This is a genomic window from Streptomyces sp. NPDC008163, assembly GCF_042956885.1.
Lineage (GTDB): Bacteria > Actinomycetota > Actinomycetes > Streptomycetales > Streptomycetaceae > Streptomyces > Streptomyces drozdowiczii_A.
The window spans coordinates 939,070-958,190 of the sequence record NZ_JBIBHG010000001.1 but is presented as its reverse complement, the minus strand read 5'-3'; the positions used below and the strand labels follow the sequence as shown (position 1 = coordinate 958,190).

19 protein-coding genes are annotated in these 19,121 nt (G+C 71.7%); 8 read left to right on the top strand and 11 right to left on the bottom strand.

Annotation, left to right across the window (positions count from 1 at the left end):
* The first annotated feature begins 1 nt into the window (after position 1).
* Both ACFZAT_RS04545 and pyk read left to right on the top strand, forming a co-directional pair.
* A complete protein-coding gene (locus ACFZAT_RS04545) occupies positions 2-1,243 on the top strand; it encodes an acetate/propionate family kinase (RefSeq protein ID WP_391259823.1) in 1,242 nt (413 codons plus the stop codon).
* 74 nt (positions 1,244-1,317) lie between these two features.
* Positions 1,318-2,748, top strand: coding sequence for a pyruvate kinase (gene pyk / locus ACFZAT_RS04540; RefSeq protein WP_391259820.1), 1,431 nt, complete (start codon positions 1,318-1,320; stop codon positions 2,746-2,748).
* 162 nt (positions 2,749-2,910) lie between these two features.
* On the opposite strand, the gene ACFZAT_RS04535 is transcribed toward pyk, so the two are convergent.
* From ACFZAT_RS04535 to ACFZAT_RS04520, 4 genes are all read right to left on the bottom strand, one after another.
* Positions 2,911-4,206 (bottom strand): hypothetical protein, encoded by a 1,296-nt coding sequence (locus tag ACFZAT_RS04535; RefSeq protein ID WP_391259817.1) that lies wholly within the window; start codon positions 4,204-4,206, stop codon positions 2,911-2,913.
* Positions 4,196-4,765, bottom strand: coding sequence for a DUF6114 domain-containing protein (locus ACFZAT_RS04530; RefSeq protein ID WP_391259814.1), 570 nt, complete (start codon positions 4,763-4,765; stop codon positions 4,196-4,198). Before ACFZAT_RS04530 ends, ACFZAT_RS04535 begins: the two co-directional genes overlap by 11 nt.
* Positions 4,766-4,861: 96 nt before the next feature.
* Positions 4,862-5,476: a DUF6230 family protein gene (locus ACFZAT_RS04525; protein WP_391259811.1), complete on the bottom strand. Its 615-nt coding sequence runs from the start codon at positions 5,474-5,476 to the stop codon at positions 4,862-4,864.
* A gap of 679 nt (positions 5,477-6,155) precedes the next feature.
* Positions 6,156-7,130 carry a tetratricopeptide repeat protein gene (locus tag ACFZAT_RS04520; protein ID WP_391259808.1) on the bottom strand — a complete coding sequence of 325 codons (975 nt, stop codon included), beginning with the start codon at positions 7,128-7,130 and terminating at the stop codon, positions 6,156-6,158.
* A gap of 318 nt (positions 7,131-7,448) precedes the next feature.
* Between ACFZAT_RS04520 and ACFZAT_RS04515 the strand changes: the two genes are divergently transcribed.
* Positions 7,449-8,108 (top strand): TetR/AcrR family transcriptional regulator C-terminal ligand-binding domain-containing protein, encoded by a 660-nt coding sequence (locus tag ACFZAT_RS04515; protein WP_391259806.1) that lies wholly within the window; start codon positions 7,449-7,451, stop codon positions 8,106-8,108.
* Here ACFZAT_RS04515 and ACFZAT_RS04510 read toward each other — a convergent pair.
* From ACFZAT_RS04510 to ACFZAT_RS04495, 4 genes are all read right to left on the bottom strand, one after another.
* Positions 8,084-9,784, bottom strand: a complete 1,701-nt coding sequence (locus ACFZAT_RS04510) for a methylmalonyl-CoA mutase family protein (protein WP_391259804.1) — start codon at positions 9,782-9,784, stop codon at positions 8,084-8,086. The genes ACFZAT_RS04515 and ACFZAT_RS04510 overlap by 25 nt on opposite strands.
* 79 nt (positions 9,785-9,863) lie before the next feature.
* Positions 9,864-10,199, bottom strand: a complete 336-nt coding sequence (locus ACFZAT_RS04505) for a DUF3817 domain-containing protein (protein ID WP_391259801.1) — start codon at positions 10,197-10,199, stop codon at positions 9,864-9,866.
* 65 nt (positions 10,200-10,264) lie between these two features.
* Positions 10,265-10,774: a MarR family winged helix-turn-helix transcriptional regulator gene (locus ACFZAT_RS04500; RefSeq protein WP_073964851.1), complete on the bottom strand. Its 510-nt coding sequence runs from the start codon at positions 10,772-10,774 to the stop codon at positions 10,265-10,267.
* 10 nt (positions 10,775-10,784) lie between these two features.
* Positions 10,785-12,173, bottom strand: coding sequence for an MFS transporter (locus tag ACFZAT_RS04495; RefSeq protein ID WP_391259799.1), 1,389 nt, complete (start codon positions 12,171-12,173; stop codon positions 10,785-10,787).
* Positions 12,174-12,247: 74 nt separating this feature from the next.
* Here ACFZAT_RS04495 and ACFZAT_RS04490 point away from each other — a divergent pair, with 74 nt between their 5' ends.
* Entirely contained in the window at positions 12,248-13,231 is a 984-nt protein-coding gene (locus ACFZAT_RS04490; protein WP_391259796.1) for a DUF5937 family protein, read from the top strand.
* 57 nt (positions 13,232-13,288) lie between these two features.
* On the opposite strand, the gene ACFZAT_RS04485 is transcribed toward ACFZAT_RS04490, so the two are convergent.
* On the bottom strand, positions 13,289-13,582 hold the full coding sequence (locus ACFZAT_RS04485; protein WP_030971479.1) for an MTH1187 family thiamine-binding protein: 294 nt from the start codon (positions 13,580-13,582) through the stop codon (positions 13,289-13,291).
* Positions 13,579-13,929 carry a DUF3817 domain-containing protein gene (locus tag ACFZAT_RS04480; protein ID WP_018102592.1) on the bottom strand — a complete coding sequence of 117 codons (351 nt, stop codon included), beginning with the start codon at positions 13,927-13,929 and terminating at the stop codon, positions 13,579-13,581. Before ACFZAT_RS04480 ends, ACFZAT_RS04485 begins: the two co-directional genes overlap by 4 nt.
* Before the next feature lie 148 nt (positions 13,930-14,077).
* On the opposite strand from ACFZAT_RS04480, the gene ACFZAT_RS04475 reads away from it, so the two are divergent.
* From ACFZAT_RS04475 to ACFZAT_RS04460, 4 genes are all read left to right on the top strand, one after another.
* Positions 14,078-14,710, top strand: a complete 633-nt coding sequence (locus tag ACFZAT_RS04475) for an AIM24 family protein (RefSeq protein ID WP_073963885.1) — start codon at positions 14,078-14,080, stop codon at positions 14,708-14,710.
* A complete protein-coding gene (locus tag ACFZAT_RS04470) occupies positions 14,710-15,360 on the top strand; it encodes an AIM24 family protein (protein WP_391259794.1) in 651 nt (216 codons plus the stop codon). Before ACFZAT_RS04475 ends, ACFZAT_RS04470 begins: the two co-directional genes overlap by 1 nt.
* Positions 15,357-16,121 (top strand): AIM24 family protein, encoded by a 765-nt coding sequence (locus tag ACFZAT_RS04465; protein WP_391259791.1) that lies wholly within the window; start codon positions 15,357-15,359, stop codon positions 16,119-16,121. Before ACFZAT_RS04470 ends, ACFZAT_RS04465 begins: the two co-directional genes overlap by 4 nt.
* A 128-nt stretch (positions 16,122-16,249) precedes the next feature.
* A complete protein-coding gene (locus ACFZAT_RS04460; RefSeq protein WP_391259788.1) occupies positions 16,250-16,717 on the top strand; it encodes a MarR family transcriptional regulator in 468 nt (155 codons plus the stop codon).
* A gap of 147 nt (positions 16,718-16,864) precedes the next feature.
* On the opposite strand, the gene ACFZAT_RS04455 is transcribed toward ACFZAT_RS04460, so the two are convergent.
* The gene (locus ACFZAT_RS04455; protein ID WP_391259785.1) at positions 16,865-19,093 is read right to left on the bottom strand and encodes a protein kinase; all 2,229 of its coding nucleotides are present in this window, start codon (positions 19,091-19,093) and stop codon (positions 16,865-16,867) included.
* Positions 19,094-19,121 lie beyond the last annotated feature (28 nt).

Sequence of the window (19,121 nt, the reverse complement as noted above, 5' to 3'; positions counted from 1 at the left end):
CATGACCACCCCGAACACCGAAGACACCGCGGCGGCCGGGAAGCCGAGCCGGGTGCTCGTCCTCAACTCCGGCTCGTCCTCCGTGAAGTACCAGCTGCTCGACATGGCCGACCGCTCCCGGCTGGCGTCCGGCCTGGTCGAGCGGATCGGCGAGGAGACCTCCCGGCTCGTCCACACCCCGCTGGCCGGGGGCGGCGAGCCCCGGGAGCGGGTGGGCCGGATCGCCGACCACGACGAGGCGCTGAAGGCGGCGGCCGAGGAGCTGGCGGCCGACGGGCTCGGCCTGGACTCCCCCGAGCTGGCGGCGATCGGGCACCGGGTGGTGCACGGCGGGCTGCGGTTCACCGAGCCGACCGTGATCACCGACGACGTGCTCAAGGAGATCGAGCGGCTGGTCCCGGTGGCGCCGCTGCACAACCCGGCCAACATCACGGGCATCCGCACCGCCCAGGCGCTCCGCCCGGACCTGCCGCAGGTGGCGGTGTTCGACACGGCGTTCCACACGACGATGCCGGAGTCCGCGGCGCGGTACGCGATCGACGTGGAAACGGCCGACGCCCACCGCATCCGCCGCTACGGCTTCCACGGCACCTCGCACGCGTACGTCTCCCGCAAGGCGGCCGAACTGCTGGGCAAGGAGCCGGCGGACGTCAACGTCATCGTGCTGCACCTGGGCAACGGGGCGTCCGCCTCGGCGGTCGCGGGCGGGCGGTGCGTGGAGACGTCGATGGGCCTGACCCCCTTGGAGGGGCTGGTGATGGGTACCCGGTCCGGGGACATCGATCCGGCCGTCACCTTCCATCTGAAGCGGGTGGCGGGGATGTCGGCGGACGAGATCGACGTCCTGCTCAACAAGAAGAGCGGCCTGGTGGGGCTCTGCGGTGACAACGACATGCGGGAGATCCGGCGCCGGGTGGACGAGGGCGACGAGCGTGCGGCGCTCGCCTTCGACATCTACGTCCACCGGCTGAAGAAGTACATCGGCGCCTATGCGGCGGTCCTCGGCCGGGTGGACGCGGTGGTCTTCACGGCGGGGGTGGGCGAGAACTCCGCCCCGGTGCGCGAAGCCGCCATCGCCGGCCTGGAGGAGCTGGGCCTCGCGGTGGACGCGGATCTCAACGCCGTACGGTCCGGCGTACCGCGGCTGATCTCGCCGGATTACGCGCGGGTCGCGGTCGCCGTGGTGCCGACCGACGAGGAGCTGGAGATCGCCACCCAGACCTTCGCACTGGTCGACAACTGAGCGGCCCCCCGCCCTTTTGTATCTTCCACCAGCCGGAATATTCCGCAGCGAAACAAACCGATAGGATCCGCCTCATGCGCCGTTCCAAAATCGTCTGCACCCTCGGCCCCGCCGTCGACTCCCACGAGCAGCTCGTCGCTCTGATCGAGGCCGGCATGAGCGTGGCCCGTTTCAACTTCAGTCACGGCTCCCACGCGGAACACCAGGGTCGTTACGACCGGGTCCGCGCGGCCGCCGCCGAGACCGGGCGGGCGGTCGGCGTGCTCGCCGACCTCCAGGGCCCGAAGATCCGCCTGGCGAAGTTCGCCGAGGGTCCGGTCGAGCTGGTCCGCGGGGACGAGTTCGTCATCACCGCCGAGGACGTCCCCGGGGACAAGTCGATCTGCGGCACGACCTACAAGGGGCTGCCCGGTGACGTGGCCAAGGGCGACCCGATCCTGATCAACGACGGCAACGTCGAGCTCAAGGTCGTCTCCGTGGACGGCCCCCGGGTCCACACCATCGTCATCGAGGGCGGGGTGATCTCCGACCACAAGGGGATCAACCTGCCGGGTGCCGCGGTCAACGTCCCGGCCCTGTCCGAGAAGGACGTCGAGGACCTGCGCTTCGCGCTCCGGATGGGCGCCGACATGGTCGCGCTCTCCTTCGTCCGCGACGCGAACGACGTCAAGGACGTCCACAAGGTGATGGACGAGGAGGGCCGCCGGGTCCCCGTCATCGCCAAGGTGGAGAAGCCGCAGGCCGTCGAGCACATGGAGGGCGTCGTCATGGCGTTCGACGGTGTGATGGTGGCCCGTGGCGACCTCGCCGTCGAATACCCGCTGGAGAAGGTCCCGATGGTGCAGAAGCGCCTGGTGGAGCTGTGCCGGCGCAATGCCAAGCCGGTGATCGTGGCGACCCAGATGATGGAGTCGATGATCACCAACTCCCGCCCGACCCGCGCCGAGGCGTCCGACGTCGCCAACGCGATCCTGGACGGCGCGGACGCGGTCATGCTCTCCGCGGAGTCCTCGGTCGGCGCGTACCCGATCGAGACGGTCAAGACCATGTCGAAGATCGTGGTCGCCGCCGAGCAGGAGCTGCTCTCCAAGGGCCTCCAGCCGCTGGTGCCGGGCAAGAAGCCCCGCACCCAGGGCGGTTCGGTGGCCCGCGCGGCCTGCGAGATCGCGGACTTCCTGGGCGGCGAGGCGCTGGTCGCCTTCACCAAGTCCGGTGACACCGCCCGCCGGCTGTCCCGCTATCGCGCGGCCCAGCCGATCCTGGCCTTCACCACGGACGAGTCCACCCGCAACCAGCTGGCGCTCAGCTGGGGCGTTGAGGCCCACGTCGTCCCGCACGTGGACAACACGGACGCGATGGTGGACCTGGTCGACTCGGAGCTGCTGAAGCTCGGCCGCTACAACACGGGCGACACGATGGTCATCACGGCCGGCTCGCCCCCCGGGGTCCCCGGCACCACCAACATGGTCCGCGTCCACCACGTGGGCGGCCAGGACCAGGACTGACGTCCTTCGCGCGAGCGGTGCCCCCGGTCCCGGAACCTTCCGGGACCGGGGGCACCGCCCTTTTCGGACCGGCCGGCCGCCTCCCGGTTCAGCGCGTCGACGAGCATGGCGACGGCCCGCACCCCGTGGGGCGGCGGGCCGTCGTCATACCACCCGGACGCGTCAGGAGCCGTCCTTGGTGAGGTAGTTGTGCAGTCCCGGGACCGTCAGCGTGCCGCCGAACTGGCCGGCCTGGGTGACCTTCACCTTGGTGAAGAAGGCGAACGGGACGTTCAGCGGGGGCGGGGTCTCCGGGCTGAAGGTGATCGGGATGAGGCCGAAGAGGTTGCCCTTCAGCTCCTCCGTGTACATCGTCACCGTGCCGTTGCGGATGGTGGAGGTGGAACCCTTCCGCGCCTGCACGTGGCCCGTGGTGCCGGGCATCGGGCCGGTCGTCAGCTGGTGCAGGTCCTTGATGTCGATCGAGGACGCGGTGAACTTCAGCACCTTCTTGGTGGCGCCGTCGCCCGTCCGTACCTCCACGATGCCCTTGTAGTCGAGCCCGTTCAGGGTGAGCAGCGAGCTCTCCAGGATCCACGGGTCGGTGGGCAGGTTCGGGATGCCCGGCTCCAGCTTGGCGTTGGCGAGCGCCTCCGGGTCCGCGGTCGGACACGGGAACGGCTCCTTGGCGCCGTCCGGGATGTCCTCGTCCTTCTTGGCGTCGGTGCCCTTGACGTCCTCGTCCAGCTCCTCGACCGTGCGGCCCGCCTTGCCGGCCGCGTCGCGGATGGCCTCGGTGGTCTTGTCGGCCGTGTCCTTCACGGTGTCCTTCGCCGCGTCGGTGGCCTTGTCCGCGGGCTCGTCCTCGGTGTCCGCGGTCGCGGACGGCTTCGGGGACGCCGTGGTGGGGCTCGGGGACGGGCTCGCCGCCTCCTTGTCCTTGTCGCCGTCGAAGAGGTCCTTGAGCGCGTCGCCGAGGCCCAGCGGGTCGAGCGGGTTCGTCGTCTTCGTGGGCGACGGCGTGGCGGCCGGGGTCTCGGCCGGGGCGGCGTCCGTGCTCTTCTTCGCGGTGTCGGTGCTCTTCGCGGTGTCGTCCGCGGAGCCCGTGGCCGTGGGCTTCGGGGTCGCCTCGTCGGTCGTCCCCGGCGTCGGCTTCGCGCTCTCGCTCGTGGAGGGGGACGGCGTCTTCGACGCGGAGGGCGTCGGGTCCGCCGACTCGCTCGGCTCGTCGGAGCGGGTGACGCAGGGGCCGGGCGCGTAGGGGATGTCCGTCGAGTCGTCGGCCATCGCCAGCCGGGGCGTGAGGCCCATCCCGACGAAGACCGCCGTCGGCATCGCGGCGAGCGCGAACGCCTTCTTGCCCGCGGGCATGTGGAGCTTCGTCAGCAGCGACTTCCGGGGCGCGGCGTGGCGGGGACCTCTGCGCTCGCGGGTCCCGTTCTCGTCCGCGCCGTTCATCTGCTCGTCGTCACCCCGCACGGTGCCTCCCGCCCTCGGCCGTGGTGTCGTACGGCGCCTGCGGCTGCTCGGGGATGCCGGCGCCGTGGAGCGCGCCCTCCGGGAACGGCTCGTCCTTCGCGAACGACACGTTCTCCGGGGCCTCCTCGGCGGGAGCGGGCTCCGCCTCGGCCTCCGCCTGCGGTTCGCCCGGGGCCCAGGACACGGAGAGCGCGCCGCCGAGCAGGGCGAAGATGAAGCCGATCAGGAAGCCGCCGATGTTGGCGACGGGTATGGAGATGAGGGCCAGCAGAATCGCCGCGACACCGGCGAACACGCGGACGATGCTGTGGAACCACATCGTCAGGCCCAGCGTGACGAGCAGGACCCCGATGATCAGCGAACCGGCGCCGGCCGTGGTGGACATCGCCAGCGTCACGTTGCCGAGGTGCATGTTCGCGTACGGGAAGTACATGATGGGCAAGCCGCCCAGCATGGTGAACAGTCCGGCCCAGAACGGCCGGTCACCCCGCCAGGTGCGGAAGCCTCGCCGGGCGACGGAGAGGTAGTGCTCGTTCTGCCCTTGGGATTCGGGGCTCATGGAAAACAGCTCCCTGGGAACCGGTACTGCTGTGAGAAAGAGAAGGGTGGGCGGCCGGGGACCCGTGATGCGCCCCCGGCCGCCCGGGCTAGTGCCCTAGTAGCACTCGTCGACGCCCTTGGACAGCCCAAGGTGCAGACCCGGCAGCTTGAACGTTCCTGCCGTGGTGGCCCACGCCTTCTGCTTGACGTTCTTCAGGTTGGCGTGCTCGGCCCGCTGCGCGAAGCCGTTCGGGTTGACCTTCTCCTCGGTCCCGGGCTGGATGCCCGGGCCCTTCAGGTCGCCCGAGCGCACACCGATGTCGATGTTCTTGAACTCGGCGTCGGCGTTGAGGTCCGAGACGTCGAGGTAGAGGCCGGTCGCGTCGACCAGCTTCTTCTCCCGGTCCTCGCCCGTCGCCTTGCCCGGGTCACCGGCGGTCAGCTTCAGCGTCACGCTGCCCAGCCCGAAGGGCAGGTTGGGCGTGACGACCGACTGGCACATCTTGGTGATGGTGGCGTGGCTGAACCCGGACACGGCGACCGGAGCCGCCTGGTCCTCGCCCTTGAGGCTCTTGCCCGTCGCGACGCTGCCGTACTGGACGAAGTTGTCGCCGTCCAGCTCCTGCGCCGTGACCTTGAACTCCTGGCCCGACACGCTGAAGGACGCGGCGAGCGCGCCCTGGGCCAGACCGACGCCGACGGCGGCGGTGGCTATGACGCTCGGCACCATGACGACAGCGAAACGCTTCCATCTCGTGCCACCGCGAACCTGGGAACTCATACTTTTCCTCCTTCTCGGACGTACATCTCCGGTCAGGCATCCTGCCCGACCTGGGATGGGAGAAGTGCTACGTCCTCGGAAAGGAGAGCGCCCGGATACGGAGGCTGTACCGCGCCCGCATCACCGGCGATCACCCCCGAGCGACAACCACGGGTCACGCGTGTGCGCGACCTGATCGGACAGGCCCTGCCGAACGGCAGGAACCCCCCTGTCCGGAGCCGGCGCCCACTGCCGCCGACCCGCCCGGTGGGGACCCAACGGAGCCGCCGCTCCCGACTGGCAGCCGGACTGGCGTTATTGGACCGAGCGTGGCCGATCGTGGTCCATTCCCGGCCGGGACACAAGGGGGTTCGTTACTCGCTGGTAACGCCCTCATAAACAGGCCACGACCTGCTGGCACCGACCGGCCACACAGGGTTGCCCCGGACCGACGGGCAAAAAGGAGGAAGAGCGAGCAGAACGGGACAGACCACAAAGATCGATTTACTGCGAGTAACAGGCCGTGCTTTTATCAAGATTTGGTAAAGCAGGGCCTACTCTTATCGCCTGATCGCGAAAACGGCCGCGGCGCCCGGAGGCGGCCGCGGCCGTGTTGTCAGTTCAGCACAATCGGTTCGGACAGACCGGATCAGAACAGGACGCGCGCGAGCGCGGTGCGCGCGGCACCGACCCTCGGGTCCTCCGGGCCGATCACCTCGAAGAGGTCGAGCAGCCGCAGCCGGACCCGGTCGCGGTCGTCGCCGAACGTCCGGCGCACGGTCTCGACCAACCGCCCGAAGGCGTCCTCGACATGGCCGCCGACGAGGTCCAGGTCGGCCGCCGCCATCTGCGCGTCCGCGTCGGCCGGCTTCTCCGCCGCCTCCGTGCGCACCTTCTGCGGGTCCGTCGCCCCGACCCGGGACAGCAGCTCGGCCTGGGCGAGGCCCAGCTTCGCCTCGGTGTTGGCCGGGTCGTCGGACAGCACGTTCTTGTACGCCTGCACGGCGCCCGCGAAGTCGTTGGCGTCCAGCGCCAGGGCGGCCGCCTCGAGCAGGGAGTCGTACGGGCCGGGCGGGGCCGGGGCCGCCGCCTGGGCCGGCTCACCGGCCGCCGACGGGTCCACCGCGATGCCGGTCAGGCCGAAGCGCTCCTCGCCGACCTGGATCAACTGGTCCAGGGTCTGCCGGATCTGCGCCTCGGGGGCCGCGCCCTGGAAGAGCGGCAGCGCCTGTCCCGCGACGACCGCGAAGACCGCCGGGATGCCCTGGATGCCGAACTGCTGCATCAGCATCTGGTTGGCGTCGACATCGACCTTGGCCAGCAGGAAGCGGCCGTTGTACTCGTGGGCCAGTCGCTCCAGGAGCGGGCCCAGCTGCTTGCACGGCTCGCACCACTCGGCCCAGAAGTCGATCACGACGGGCACTTCGGCGGAGCGCTGGAGGACGTCGTTCTCGAAGCCCGCCTCGTTGACGTCGATCACGAGGGAGGACGCGGGGACGGCCGCGGGGCCGCCCTGGCGTGCGGACTCGGCGCGCGTCTGCTCCGCCTTCGCCTTGGCCTCTCCGGCCGCCTTCACCGCGGCGAGGTCGACGACGCCGCTCATGGACATGTTTCTGGGCTGCATGCGTACATCCTCCCCCTTCGGTGCGCGGTTCCGGAAAGCGATACGTGAACCGCGCCCGTCCGCGACCCCCGCCGGTGTGCGGGGTGGACGGACAGACACGGCCGCGGGGCCCCTGAAAGACCCGGTTCGGCGCCCGGTCCCCACCCGGCGCCTGTGGCTGTCGTTCGTTCGTGGCGTCCACGACGGTCCGGACCGTCGCCTTACGCTACGACCCGTAGCGTAACTGGCCGGGCCCCCTCACGCACAAGAGTGTCCGGTGATCTGTCTCACGGCTTCCGGGGCCGGTCGGATTTACCTACTGACGGGTATGGTCTCGGCATGTTCAGCCGCCCCCACCCCAAACCCGCACGATCGGGACGCCCGCGCAGCACCGAGGCCGACGAGGCGATCCTGGAGGCGACCAGAGCCTCGCTCGTGGACCTCGGCTGGTCGAAGCTGACCATGGGTGACGTGGCGACGCGGGCCGGGGTCGCCAAGACGACCCTCTACCGGCGCTGGGCGGGCAAGAACGAACTGGTCGTGGACGCGGTGGCCGTGCTCTTCGACGAGCTGGAGATGCCGGACCTGGGCAGCCTGTCCGCCGATGTGGAGGCGGTCGTGCTGCAGTTCGCCGCGCTGCTCGACCGGCCGGAGACCCGGACCGCGCTGATGGCGGTGGTCGCCGAGTCGACGCGGGACGAGGCGCTGCGGGCCCGCATCCGCGACTCGATCGTCAACCGGCAGAAGCGGCTCGTGCTCCAGGGCCGGCGGCGGGCGCAGGAGCGCGGCGAGCTGCCCGTCGAGCCGGACGAGGCCACGGCCGACCTGACGGCGGACCTGATCTTCGATGTGATCGCCGGTGCGGTGGTGCACCGGACGCTGGTGAGCGCCGAGCCCGTCGATGCCGACTGGGCCCGGCGCTTCACGCTGCTGCTGCTGGCGGGGCTGGGCGCGGCCGCCGGTCAGCCGGTGCGTCAGAAGCCCGCGGGTTCCGTGTAGACGCCCCACTCGTCGCGCAGGACGCCGCAGATCTCGCCGAGGGTCGCCTCCGCCCGGACCGCGTCGAGCATCGGCGCGATCATGTTGGAGCCGTCGCGGGCGGCGGCCAGCATGGCGTCCAGGGCGCTCCTGACCCGCGCGTCGTCGCGGCCCTCCTTGCGGCCGGCGAGGACGCGGACCTGCTCGCGCTCGACCTCGTGGCTGACGCGCAGGATCTCCAGGTCGCCGGTGACCGAGCCGTGCGCCGTGTTGACGCCGACGACCTTCTTGTCGCCCTTCTCCAGGGACTGCTGGTAGCGGAACGCGGACTCCGCGATCTCGCCGGTGAACCAGCCGTCCTCGATGCCGCGCAGGATGCCGGAGGTGACCGGGCCGACCGGGTGCTGCCCGTCCGGGTGGGCGCGGGTGCCGCGCTCCTTGATCTGCTCGAAGATCTTCTCGGCGTCGGCCTCGATGCGGTCGGTGAGCTGCTCCACGTACCAGGAACCGCCCAGCGGGTCGGCCACGTTGGCGACGCCGGTCTCCTCCATCAGCACCTGCTGGGTGCGCAGCGCGATCTCGGCGGCCTGCTCGGAGGGGAGCGCCAGGGTCTCGTCGAGGGCGTTGGTGTGCAGCGAGTTGGTGCCGCCGAGGACGGCGGACAGGGCCTCGACGGCGGTGCGCACGACGTTGTTGTACGGCTGCTGCGCGGTGAGGGAGACCCCGGCGGTCTGGGTGTGGAAGCGCAGCCACTGGGCCTTGTCGGTCTTCGCGCCGTACGTCTCCTTCATCCAGCGGGCCCAGATGCGGCGGGCGGCGCGGAACTTGGCGATCTCCTCGAAGAAGTCGAGGTGCGCGTCGAAGAAGAAGGACAGGCCGGGCGCGAAGGTGTCGACGTCGAGGCCGCGGGAGAGGCCGAGCTCCACGTAGCCGAAGCCGTCGGCGAGGGTGTAGGCCAGCTCCTGCGCGGCCGTCGCCCCGGCCTCGCGGATGTGGTAGCCGGAGACGGAGAGCGGCTTGTACGCGGGGATGGAGGCCGCGCAGTGCTCCATCAGGTCGCCGATGAGGCGCAGATGGGGCTCGGGCTGGAAGAGCCACTCCTTCTGCGCGATGTACTCCTTGAAGATGTCGGTCTGGAGCGTGCCGTTGAGGACGGCCGGGTCGACGCCCTGGCGCTCGGCGGCGACCAGGTACATGCAGAAGACCGGGACGGCCGGCCCGCTGATCGTCATCGACGTCGTGACGTCACCGAGCGGGATGTCCTTGAACAGGACCTCCATGTCGGCGGCGGAGTCGATGGCGACGCCGCAGTGGCCGACCTCGCCGAGCGCGCGGGGGTCGTCGGAGTCGCGGCCCATCAGCGTCGGCATGTCGAAGGCCACGCTGAGCCCGCCGCCGCCGGCGGCCAGGATCATCTTGTAGCGCTCGTTGGTCTGCTCGGCGTTGCCGAAGCCGGCGAACTGGCGGATGGTCCAGGTGCGGCCCCGGTAGCCGGTCGGGTGGAGCCCCCGGGTGAAGGGGTACTCGCCGGGCCAGCCGATCCGCTCGAAGCCCTCGTACGCGTCTCCGGGGCGGGGGCCGTAGACGGGCTCCACCGGGTCCCCGGACAGCGTGGTGAAGTCCGCGTCCCGCTTGCGGGCCTTGTCGTAACGGGCCTGCCAGCGGCGGCGGCCTTCCTCGATCGCGTCAGCGTCCATGCCACCCAATTTACTAGGACGTCCTAGTAAATGTCGATGACAAACCGCCCGGCGCTTCGCGCGGGGCGGTTCGGAGATGTCAGACGTTCGCGGGGGCCGCGGGCGTTGCGTCGGCGACCAGCGGCTCGACCTCGCGGACGACCTTGCGCTCGACGAAGAACGCGGCCGTCGGGATCGTGCCCGAGATCAGCACCCAGGCGAGCTTGCCCAGCGGCCACTTCGCCTTGGAGCCCAGGTCGAAGGCGAAGATCAGGTAGATGATGTACAGCACGCCGTGGATCTGGGAGACGACGAGCGTCAGGCCCTCACCCTTGTCGAAGCCGTATTTGAAGATCATGCACACGCAGAGGATCAGCAACATGACGGCGGTGACGTAAGCCATCACCCGGTATCGGGTCAGCACACTGCGTTTCATGCCAACGAGCGTAACCGGACGTCCGGGGCGATCTTGCAGCGGGCCGGACACCGGAACCGCGCCTCTCAGATCTCCTCGAAGTCCTGCGCGGCGATGCGCAGCGGCCGCAGCAGCGCGAAGATCTCGGCGCACTCCTCGGCGTCGTACGCCCCGAGTCCGAACTCCATCGCGACCAGGTCCCGGGTGGCCGATTCCACGACCTCGCGGCCCTTGTCGGTGATCGAGGCCAGCGTGCCCCGGCCGTCGTTCGGGTTCGGGCGCTTGTCGACCAGGCCGGAGCGCACCAGCCGGTCCACCGTGTTGGTCACGGACGTCGGGTGGACCATCAGCCGCTCGCCGATCTTGGACATCGGCAGCTCGCCCGCCTTGGAGAAGGTGAGCAGCACCAGCGCCTCGTACCGCGCGAAGGTCAGTCCGTACGGCTTGACGACGGCGTCGACCTCGGAGAGCAGGATCTGCTGCGCCCGCATGATCGAGGTGATCGCCGCCATGGACGGGACCGGGCCCCAGCGCTGCTGCCAGAGCTCGTCGGCGCGGGCGATGGGATCGAAGGGGAGACTGAGCGGCTTCGGCACGGCCATGACCTTACCCATGGGGAACTTGGCGGTCCTCCCCGTCTCGCACTTCGGTCCGGGCCCCGGCAGCGGGTGCGGTTGCGCGGACCTCGGCGACGAGCACGAGCAGGCACAGCGTGCCGAGGACGGCCGCCCCGGCGACCACCCGGTGCACGGGGAAGAACTCGGCGGCGAGTCCGGTGAGGGCCATGCCGACGCCCTGGAGCGTCATGAGCCCGGCGGTGAGCAGGGTCATCGCCCGCCCGCGCAGCTTCTCCGGGACCTCGGCGACGAACCACTGGTCGAGGCCGATGACGTACGCGGACGAGGCCCCGGTCACCACCAGCGCGACGGCTGCCGCCGCGACGCCCGGCGCCAGCGCGTACCCCGCGAGGGGCAGCAGCCCGGCGGCGGCCAGCGGCAGCACGATCCGCTCACGGGTGCGCGGGCGCAGCGCGGTGCCCGCGTACAGCTCGGCGGCGATGTGGCCGACGGGCATGGCGCACATCAGCAGCCCGAGCGCGGCCGGGCCCGCTCCGATCTCGTCGGCGTACGGCGCGGCGACCGCCTCCGGCGCGACGACGAACAGCGGGGGCAGCCAGAACAGCAGCATCAGCGCCCGGAGCCGGCGGTGGCCGAGGACCAGGCGGGCACCGGACAGGGACTCCCGCAGCAGACCGGCGCCGCCTGCCGCGCGGGCGCGGGCGGGCCGGTCGCGGGTGCCGAGGCGCAGCAACGCGGCCGAGCAGAGGAAGGTGGCGACGGTGATCGCGATCGCGCCGCGTGGCGGAAGGACGGTCAGCAGTACCCCGCCGACGCCGAAACCGGCGAGCAGCGACCCCTGCGAGACGATCCGCAGCAGTGAGCGCCCCAGCACGAACAGCTCGCCCTCGCCGAGGATGTCGGTGAGCGCGGCCATCCGCGTCCCGGTGAAGACCGGCGAGACGGCGGCGACCAGGCAGCGCAGCACGAGGAGCCCGGCGACCGGGGTGCCCGGCAGCACCATCACGGCGACGCAGACCGCGCAGACAAGGTCGCAGGTGACGAGGACCCGGCGGGCCGGGTAGCGGTCGGCGATGCCGCCGAGCAGGGTGCCGCCGACGAGGTACGGCAGCATGCCGAGCGCGAAGGTCAGGGCGCTGAGCAGGGGCGACGAGGTCAGGTCGTAGACGAGCACGGTGAGCGCCAGCTCGCTGACGACGACGCCGAGCAGCGAGAGCAGATGCGCGGCGAAGACCGCGCGGAACTCGCGTACGGCGAAGACGGCGCCGTACCCCCGGGGCGCGGCCGGCCCGCTCGGGTCAGGGGGGCCGGCGCGCTCCGGGGGCGGGGCCGGGAGAGGGGCCGGTCCGGCGGTGGCGGGGTCCGGGGTGTCGGGGGTGGGGCGGCCCGCCCCGGGATCGGTGGTGTCTCTCGGCATGGCCGCAGCCTGCGGGACCGGGGCGGGCCGGCCGTAGACTTTCGGCCCCAGCCGAATCTTCCCGGGGTGCGCCGATGTCCTCCCACCTGCATTTCGACGGGAGCGATCTGCTGCGCTGCCGGTTCGCCGTCTCCCCGCTGTGGGAGACCCAGGCGGCGGTACGGGTGCTGGCGCGGCCGGAGCAGCAGGGCTACCACCTCCCGTGGCTGCGCCGGATCCGGGACGCGGCGGCCGGGCTCGAACTGGGGCCGCTGTGGCTGCTGATGCCGGACGGCGGGCACTGCCCGGACTTCTTCTCGCCGCCGCCGGTGGGCCCGCTGGCCTCCTTCGAGGAGGAGATCGCGGCGGTGCGTGCGGTCGCCCCGGAGCTGGTCCGCCAGGACATCGCGGCTTCGCTCCGGGGCCGGCCGAGGGCGCTGGACTCCCCCGCCGGGCAGGCGCTGCTGGCCGATCCGGCGCGGAGTCTGCGGGATCTCGCGGACCTGCTGGAGCGGGCCTGGGAGGTGCTGATCGCCCCGCACTGGCCCCGGCTGCGGGCGCTCCTCGAAGCGGATGTGGCGTACCACTCGCGGCGGCTGGCGGCGGTGGGTTTCGAGCGGCTGCTCGGTGAGCTGAGTCCCCGGCTGCGCTGGTCGGGCTCGACGCTGACCATCACCGACACGAAGAGCCGGCACTCCCGGGTGCTGGGCGGCCAGGGTCTGGTACTGATGCCGTCCGTGTTCGTCTGGCCGGCCACGGTCGGCGGCTTCGAGGACCCCTGGCTCCCGGCCGTCGTCTACCCGGCGCGCGGGATCGGGGGTCTGTGGACGGAGCCGGGCGCGAGTACCCCTCGGGCGCTGGCGCGGCTGCTCGGGCGGGCGCGGGCGGACATCCTGTGCGCCCTGGACGAGCCGGCCGGCACGAGCGCGCTGGCCCACCGGCTCGGTCTGGCGCCGTCCTCGGTGTCGGAGCACCTGTCGGTGCTGCGGACGGCGGGGCTGCTGACCTCGCGGCGCTACGGGCACCAGGTGCTGTACGAGCGGACGCCGCTGGGGATCGCGCTGGCGGTCCCGGAATGAGGGGAGCCCCCGCCGGCCGGACCGGGGCGGGGGCTCCGCGTACGTGCGTACGGAGGGTCAGTCGGCGAGGTACCGCTCGACGGTCTCCACCTTGGAGGTGAGTCCGTCGGTGACTCCGGGGCGGATGTCCGCCTTCAGGACGAGCGAGACCCGCCCGGCCCGCGCCTCCACGGCGGCCACCGCGCGCTTGACGACGTCCATGACCTCGTCCCACTCGCCCTCGATGGAGGTGAACATGGCGTCCGTGCGGTTGGGCAGCCCCGATTCGCGGACGACCCGGACGGCGTCGGCGACGTACTCGCCCACGTCCTCGCCGACCCCGAGCGGGCTGACGGAGAAGGCGACGATCATGCGCTGACCGTGCCTTCGCGGCGGGCCCGGGCGGCGATGACGCTGTCCGCCTCGTAGCGCTTGAGCACCTTGTCCCCGTACAGGCCGCCGAACGGCAGCACGCACAGCAGGAAGAAGAACGCGACGCGCTTCAGCGGCCACTTGGTCTTCGCCCACACGTCGAGCAGCAGCACGACGTAGATCACGAAGAGCACGCCGTGCAGCATGCCCAGCGGCATCATCAGGAAGTCGATGTCGGAGACCCGGCTCAGCACCGAGCCGAAGAGGATCAGCGCCGGGAAGGACAGCGCCTCGGGAATCGAGATGAGGCGCAGCCGGTGCAGGGCGGTAGCGGTCTTGATGTCCACGGGGGCACCTTCGGTGGGAGGGTCGTGACAGCTTGTGAACGCACGCACAAGCGGCACCCATTGTGACATCGCGGGCGGACGGCCCGGGCGCCGGGTACTGGCCCCCTGTTCCGGTGGCGGTCGCTGCGGCTATTTTCGCCGGGTGGCAATGTTCCGGCTTGAGGGAAACAAGACGCTCGCCGTCGATCTGGCAGGCGATGCCGTCAAGGCGAAGAACGGTTCGATGGTCGCGTACGAGGGCCAGATGACGTTCAAGAAGATGACGGGCGGCGGTGAGGGACTGCGCGGGATGGTGACCCGCAGGCTGACCGGTGAGTCGATGGCGGTGATGCAGGTCAGCGGGCAGGGCACCTGCTACTTCGCGGACCGGGCGAGCGAGATCAACCTCGTCACGCTGCACGGCGACAAGCTGTACGTGGAGGCGAGCAACCTGCTCTGCACCGACGCGGGGCTGCGCACCGGCACCACGTTCACCGGACTGCGGGGCGGCGCGACGGGCAACGGCCTGTTCACCACCACCGTGGAGGGGACGGGGCAGGCGGCGATCATGTCGGACGGCACGGCCGTGGTGCTGCGGGTCTCCCCCCAGTACCCGCTCTTCGTGGACCCCGGCGCGTACATCGCCCACCAGGGCAACCTCCAGCAGAACTTCCAGTCCGGGGTGAACTTCCGGACGCTGATCGGCGAGGGCTCCGGCGAGTCCTTCCAGATCCGGTTCGAGGGCGACGGACTGGTCTACGTGCAGCCCAGCGAACGGAACACGATCGGGGGGAACGTCTGATGCCGTTCCGTGAGATCAACTCGAAGATGGTCGAGGCGACGGTGGTCCCCGGCCAGAAGATGTTCAGCCAGCGCGGGGCGATGCTCGCGTACCGGGGCGAGGTGGCGTTCACACCGAACATCCAGGGCGGCCAGGGCGGCATGATGTCGATGATCGGCCGCCGCCTCGCGAACGAGGCCACGCCGCTGATGACGGTCGAGGGGAACGGCACGGTGATGTTCGGCCACGGCGGCCACCACATCCACGTGATCAGCCTCACCGGGGACACCCTCTACGTGGAGGCGGACCGGCTGCTCGCCTTCGACGGCACGCTCCAGCAGGGCACGATGTTCATGGGCTCGCAGGGCGGGGTGATGGGCATGGTCCGCGGCCAGGTGACCGGGCAGGGCCTGTTCACCACGACGCTCCGGGGGCACGGATCGGTGGCCGTGATGGCGCACGGCGGGGTGATCGAGCTGCCGATCACGCCGGGCCGCGATGTGCACGTCGACCCCCAGGCGTATGTCGCCCACCACGGCGACGTGCGCAACAAGCTCTCCACCGCGCTCGGCTGGCGCGAGATGGTGGGCCGCGGCTCGGGCGAGGGCTTCCAGCTGGAACTGAGCGGCAACGGTGCGGTGTACGTCCAGGCGTCGGAGGAGAAGCTGTGAACGGGCCCGTGGTCTTCGACCCGATGACGCTGCCGGCGGACGACAACGTCAACGCGTACACCTTCTGCGTGGAGCTCAAGGGGAGCCAGTGGTTCCTCCAGAAGGGCAAGATGATCGCCTACTACGGGCAGATCAACTTCGACGGCATCGGGCACGGCCGCTTCGAGCGGCTGGTCCGCTCCAGCTTCCACTCACCGCTGCACGCGAGCGACTGGGTGGTGGCCGAGGGCAGCGGCAAGATGCTGCTCGCGGACCGGGCGTTCGATGTGAACTCCTACGACCTGGACGACGGGAACCTGACCATCCGGTCCGGCAACCTGCTCGCGTACCAGCCGTCGCTGGCACTGAAGCAGTCGATCGTGCCCGGGTTCCTGACACTGATCGGCACCGGCAAGTTCGTCGCCGCGTCCAACGGTCCGGTGGTCTTCATGGAGCCTCCGCTGCGCGTCGACCCGCAGGCGCTGGTCGGCTGGGCGGACTGCCCCTCCCCGTGCCACCACTACGACCACGGCTACATGACCGGCCTGCTGGGCGGGCTGCGCGGGCTGACCGGAATCGGCGGAGCCTCGGGCGAGGAGCACCAGTTCGAGTTCGTCGGCGCCGGTACGGTGCTGCTCCAGTCCTCCGAGGCACTGATGGCCGAACAGCCGACGGGGGCGGTGCCGCAGCAGGCGGGGGTGCCGGGCGGGGGCGCGCGGCCGGGGCAGCCGCCCCGGGCCCCCGGTCAGCTGGGGGACCTCCAGCGTCGCTTCGGTTTGTGAACGGTAGTCTGCGGAGTGTGACGTCGAACGCCTGCGCCCCGGCACGGACCGCCCGTGCGGCGGCGCGGTGCCAGGGGTCACATCCTCACACTTCGTCCGGCTTTCAACTTCTTAGGTAGAATCCATACATGGAGACCGAGACGGCCACCCGCTGGCTGAGCGATGCCGAGCAGTGCGCCTGGCGCACCCATCTGGACGTCGGCAGGCTGCTGACCCACCAACTGGAGAAGGACCTCCAGCCGTTCGGCCTGACCATGAACGACTACGAGATCCTCGTCAACCTCTCGGAGTCCGAGGACCGCCGGATGCGGATGAGCGATCTCGCGGGGGCGACCCTGCAGTCCAAGAGCCGCCTCTCGCACCAGATCACGCGCATGGAGAGCGCGGGTCTCGTGCGGCGGGAGAACTGCGAGTCGGACCGGCGGGGTCTCTACGCGGTCCTCACGGACGACGGCCTGGAGACGATGCGGAAGGTGGCACCGCACCATGTCGCGTCCGTCCGCAAGCACTTCATGGATCTGCTGTCGCCGGAGGCGCTGGCGGAACTGCACGCGGCGCTGGCGCCGGTGGCGCAGCACCTGCGGGGGCAGCGGTAGGGGCGGTGCGGGTGCGCTGCGCCTGCGGCGGGCCCTGTCCGCCACCCGCCCCTCCCCGAAACCGGGGCTCCGCGCCGGACCCCGCGCCTCGATCGCCGGCGGGGCTGCCTGTGAGCCCCGCCGGCGCTTGAGGAGCGGGGGCACCCGTCACGGCGCGTACGCCGACAGCACCGTGCCGTTCTCGAAGCCCGCGAGCACCGTGTCGCCCTGGGCCAGGAAGGACACCGACGCCGGGTCGAGGCGGTCGTCCACCGTCGTGTCCGGCCAGCCCTTGATCTCCGCCGCGCCCCGCGGTCTGACCTCGCCCTCGGAGTCGAGGGGGATGACCGTGGGGCCGTACCACTGCATGATCATCGCCCGGTCGCCGACCACGAACGGCGCGCCCGACTCCGAGGGGTACTCGTCGCACTCGCACGTCGCCCACCGCATCTCGCCGGACCCCAGGTCCACCCCGTAGATCCGGTCCCGACTGCTGACCACGACCGTGTCGTCGGGCCCCAGCGCGGGGCGGTACGCGATGTCCACGCCGGGGAGCAGCGTGCGCCGTTTCCCGGGGGACGCCACGTCGAGCACGGTCAGGCCGTCCGCGCCCGCGCACAGGAGCCGACGTCCCTTCAGGGCCGGGGTGCGGCACGTCGTTCCGGACTCCGCGACGCGGGTCCCGTCCGACGCCTTCAGGACCGTCACCGCGTCGCCCGCCGCGACCAGGCGGCCGTCGGCCAGGAGGAGTTCGGGGGTGCCGGACCGCTCCCGCCACTCCTTGCCCCAGAGCCGGCCGTGGTCGCCCGTCAGGCGGCGCGCGGTCAGCCGGGCCGTCGCGGAGCCCCGCGCCCTCGTCGCGTAGTACAGGGTGCCGCCCGACTGCACGGAATCGGCCACGGCTGCCCCGTCCGGCAGCGGTTCGCGCCACTTCTCGGCGCCGTCGGACAGCGCCCGCGCCACCAGCGCGCCGCCCTCGAACGCGTAGACGGTGTGGTCGTGGACGGCGGCCACCGACGTGGGGCCGGATTCCGTTCGCGCGCCGCGCCAGAGCCGCTTGCCGTCCGCCGCCCCCAGCACCGTGATCCGGCGGGGGCCCGCGCACACCACGGACGTGCCCGCGTACACACACGCGACCCGGCCGTCGTCCACCTGCGCGTGCCACGCCCGCCAGCCCTCGGGGCGGGCCGCGACGTCGGCCGCCGCCGTGCCGAAGTCGCCGCTGCGGCCCGGGTCCGCGCCGGGGAAGACGACCTGGCCAAAGGCTCCGGCGCCCCCGCCGGTGCCGTCCCGCTCGTCGTCACCGGAGAGGAGCGCGGGGAGCAGGACCGCGCCCAGGGCGACGCAGGCCGCCGTCGCCAGCGCGGCGAGCCCGAGCCGCAGCCGCCTGCCGCCCTTCCGGTCCCCCGGGACCGCGACCGGCACGACCGGGGTGCGGGCGAACGCCGGGTGGTGGGGCGGGAGCGGCGGGGTGGCCGGGGCCGGGGCCGCCGCCCGTGCGCAGGCGTCGGCCGCCGCCGCGTGGGCGGCCAGCTGCCCCCGTACCGCACCGGTCCACGGGAACGCGCCCGGCGCGGGCCGCTCCGGCAGCAGCAGGTCCGCAAGGCGGGCGGGCGCGGGCCGGGCCGCCGGGTCGGTGTGCAGACACGCCTCGATCAGCGGGCGCAGGGCGGGCGGTACGCGGGAGAGCTCGGCCTCCCCCCGCGAGATCCGGAAGATCACGGCGGCCATGTCCGAGTCGTCGAACGGCCCGTGGCCCGTCGCCGCGAACGCCAGCACCGCGCCCAGGCAGAACACGTCGGACGCGGGCACCAGGGCGCGGGAGCCGTTGACGTGCTCGGGCGAGATGTAGCCGGGGCTGCCGACGACGACACCGGTCCGGGTGAGCTGGGTGGCGTCGAACGCCTGGGCGATCCCGAAGTCGATGACCTTGGGCCCGTCCGGCCCGAGGAGCACGTTGCCCGGCTTCAGGTCGCGGTGCAGGACCCGGACGGCGTGCATGTCCGCGAGGGCCAGGGCCAGTCCCGCGCCGAGGGCCCGGACCACCGGTTCGGGGAGCGGCCCGCCCCGTGCCACCGCCTCGGCGAGCGAGGGACCCGGCACGTACTCGGTGGCCAGCCACGGCAGCCGGGCGCTCGCGTCGCCGCCCACGAGCGCGGCGGTGTGCGGGCTGCGGACGGCCTCGGCGGCGGCGATCTCGCGGCGGAAGCGGACCCGGAAGCCGTCGTCCAGGTCCAGGTCGGGCCGGACGGTCTTGAGGGCGACGAGGCCACCGGAGCCCCGGCCGCCCACGGGCCGGGCGAGATACACCTCGCCCATGCCGCCCGCGCCGAGCAGCCCGAGCAGCTGGTACGGCCCGGTCAGCCGGGCCCGGCCGGCCGGCAGCGGCTGGATCACGGTGCGCTCTCCTCGGTGCGGGGGTTGC

Coding starts and splice junctions, on each gene's coding strand:
- pyk (WP_391259820.1), top strand. CDS start 1,318: ATGCGCCGTTCCAAAATCGTCTGCACCCTCGGCCCCGCCGTCGACTCC.
- ACFZAT_RS04485 (WP_030971479.1), bottom strand. CDS start 13,582: ATGATCGTCGCCTTCTCCGTCAGCCCGCTCGGGGTCGGCGAGGACGTG.
- ACFZAT_RS04510 (WP_391259804.1), bottom strand. CDS start 9,784: ATGGACGCTGACGCGATCGAGGAAGGCCGCCGCCGCTGGCAGGCCCGT.
- ACFZAT_RS04470 (WP_391259794.1), top strand. CDS start 14,710: ATGCCGTTCCGTGAGATCAACTCGAAGATGGTCGAGGCGACGGTGGTC.
- ACFZAT_RS04495 (WP_391259799.1), bottom strand. CDS start 12,173: ATGCCGAGAGACACCACCGATCCCGGGGCGGGCCGCCCCACCCCCGAC.
- ACFZAT_RS04530 (WP_391259814.1), bottom strand. CDS start 4,765: ATGAGCCCCGAATCCCAAGGGCAGAACGAGCACTACCTCTCCGTCGCC.
- ACFZAT_RS04515 (WP_391259806.1), top strand. CDS start 7,449: ATGTTCAGCCGCCCCCACCCCAAACCCGCACGATCGGGACGCCCGCGC.
- ACFZAT_RS04520 (WP_391259808.1), bottom strand. CDS start 7,130: ATGCAGCCCAGAAACATGTCCATGAGCGGCGTCGTCGACCTCGCCGCG.
- ACFZAT_RS04505 (WP_391259801.1), bottom strand. CDS start 10,199: ATGAAACGCAGTGTGCTGACCCGATACCGGGTGATGGCTTACGTCACC.
- ACFZAT_RS04490 (WP_391259796.1), top strand. CDS start 12,248: ATGTCCTCCCACCTGCATTTCGACGGGAGCGATCTGCTGCGCTGCCGG.
- ACFZAT_RS04525 (WP_391259811.1), bottom strand. CDS start 5,476: ATGGTGCCGAGCGTCATAGCCACCGCCGCCGTCGGCGTCGGTCTGGCC.
- ACFZAT_RS04460 (WP_391259788.1), top strand. CDS start 16,250: ATGGAGACCGAGACGGCCACCCGCTGGCTGAGCGATGCCGAGCAGTGC.
- ACFZAT_RS04545 (WP_391259823.1), top strand. CDS start 2: ATGACCACCCCGAACACCGAAGACACCGCGGCGGCCGGGAAGCCGAGC.
- ACFZAT_RS04475 (WP_073963885.1), top strand. CDS start 14,078: ATGTTCCGGCTTGAGGGAAACAAGACGCTCGCCGTCGATCTGGCAGGC.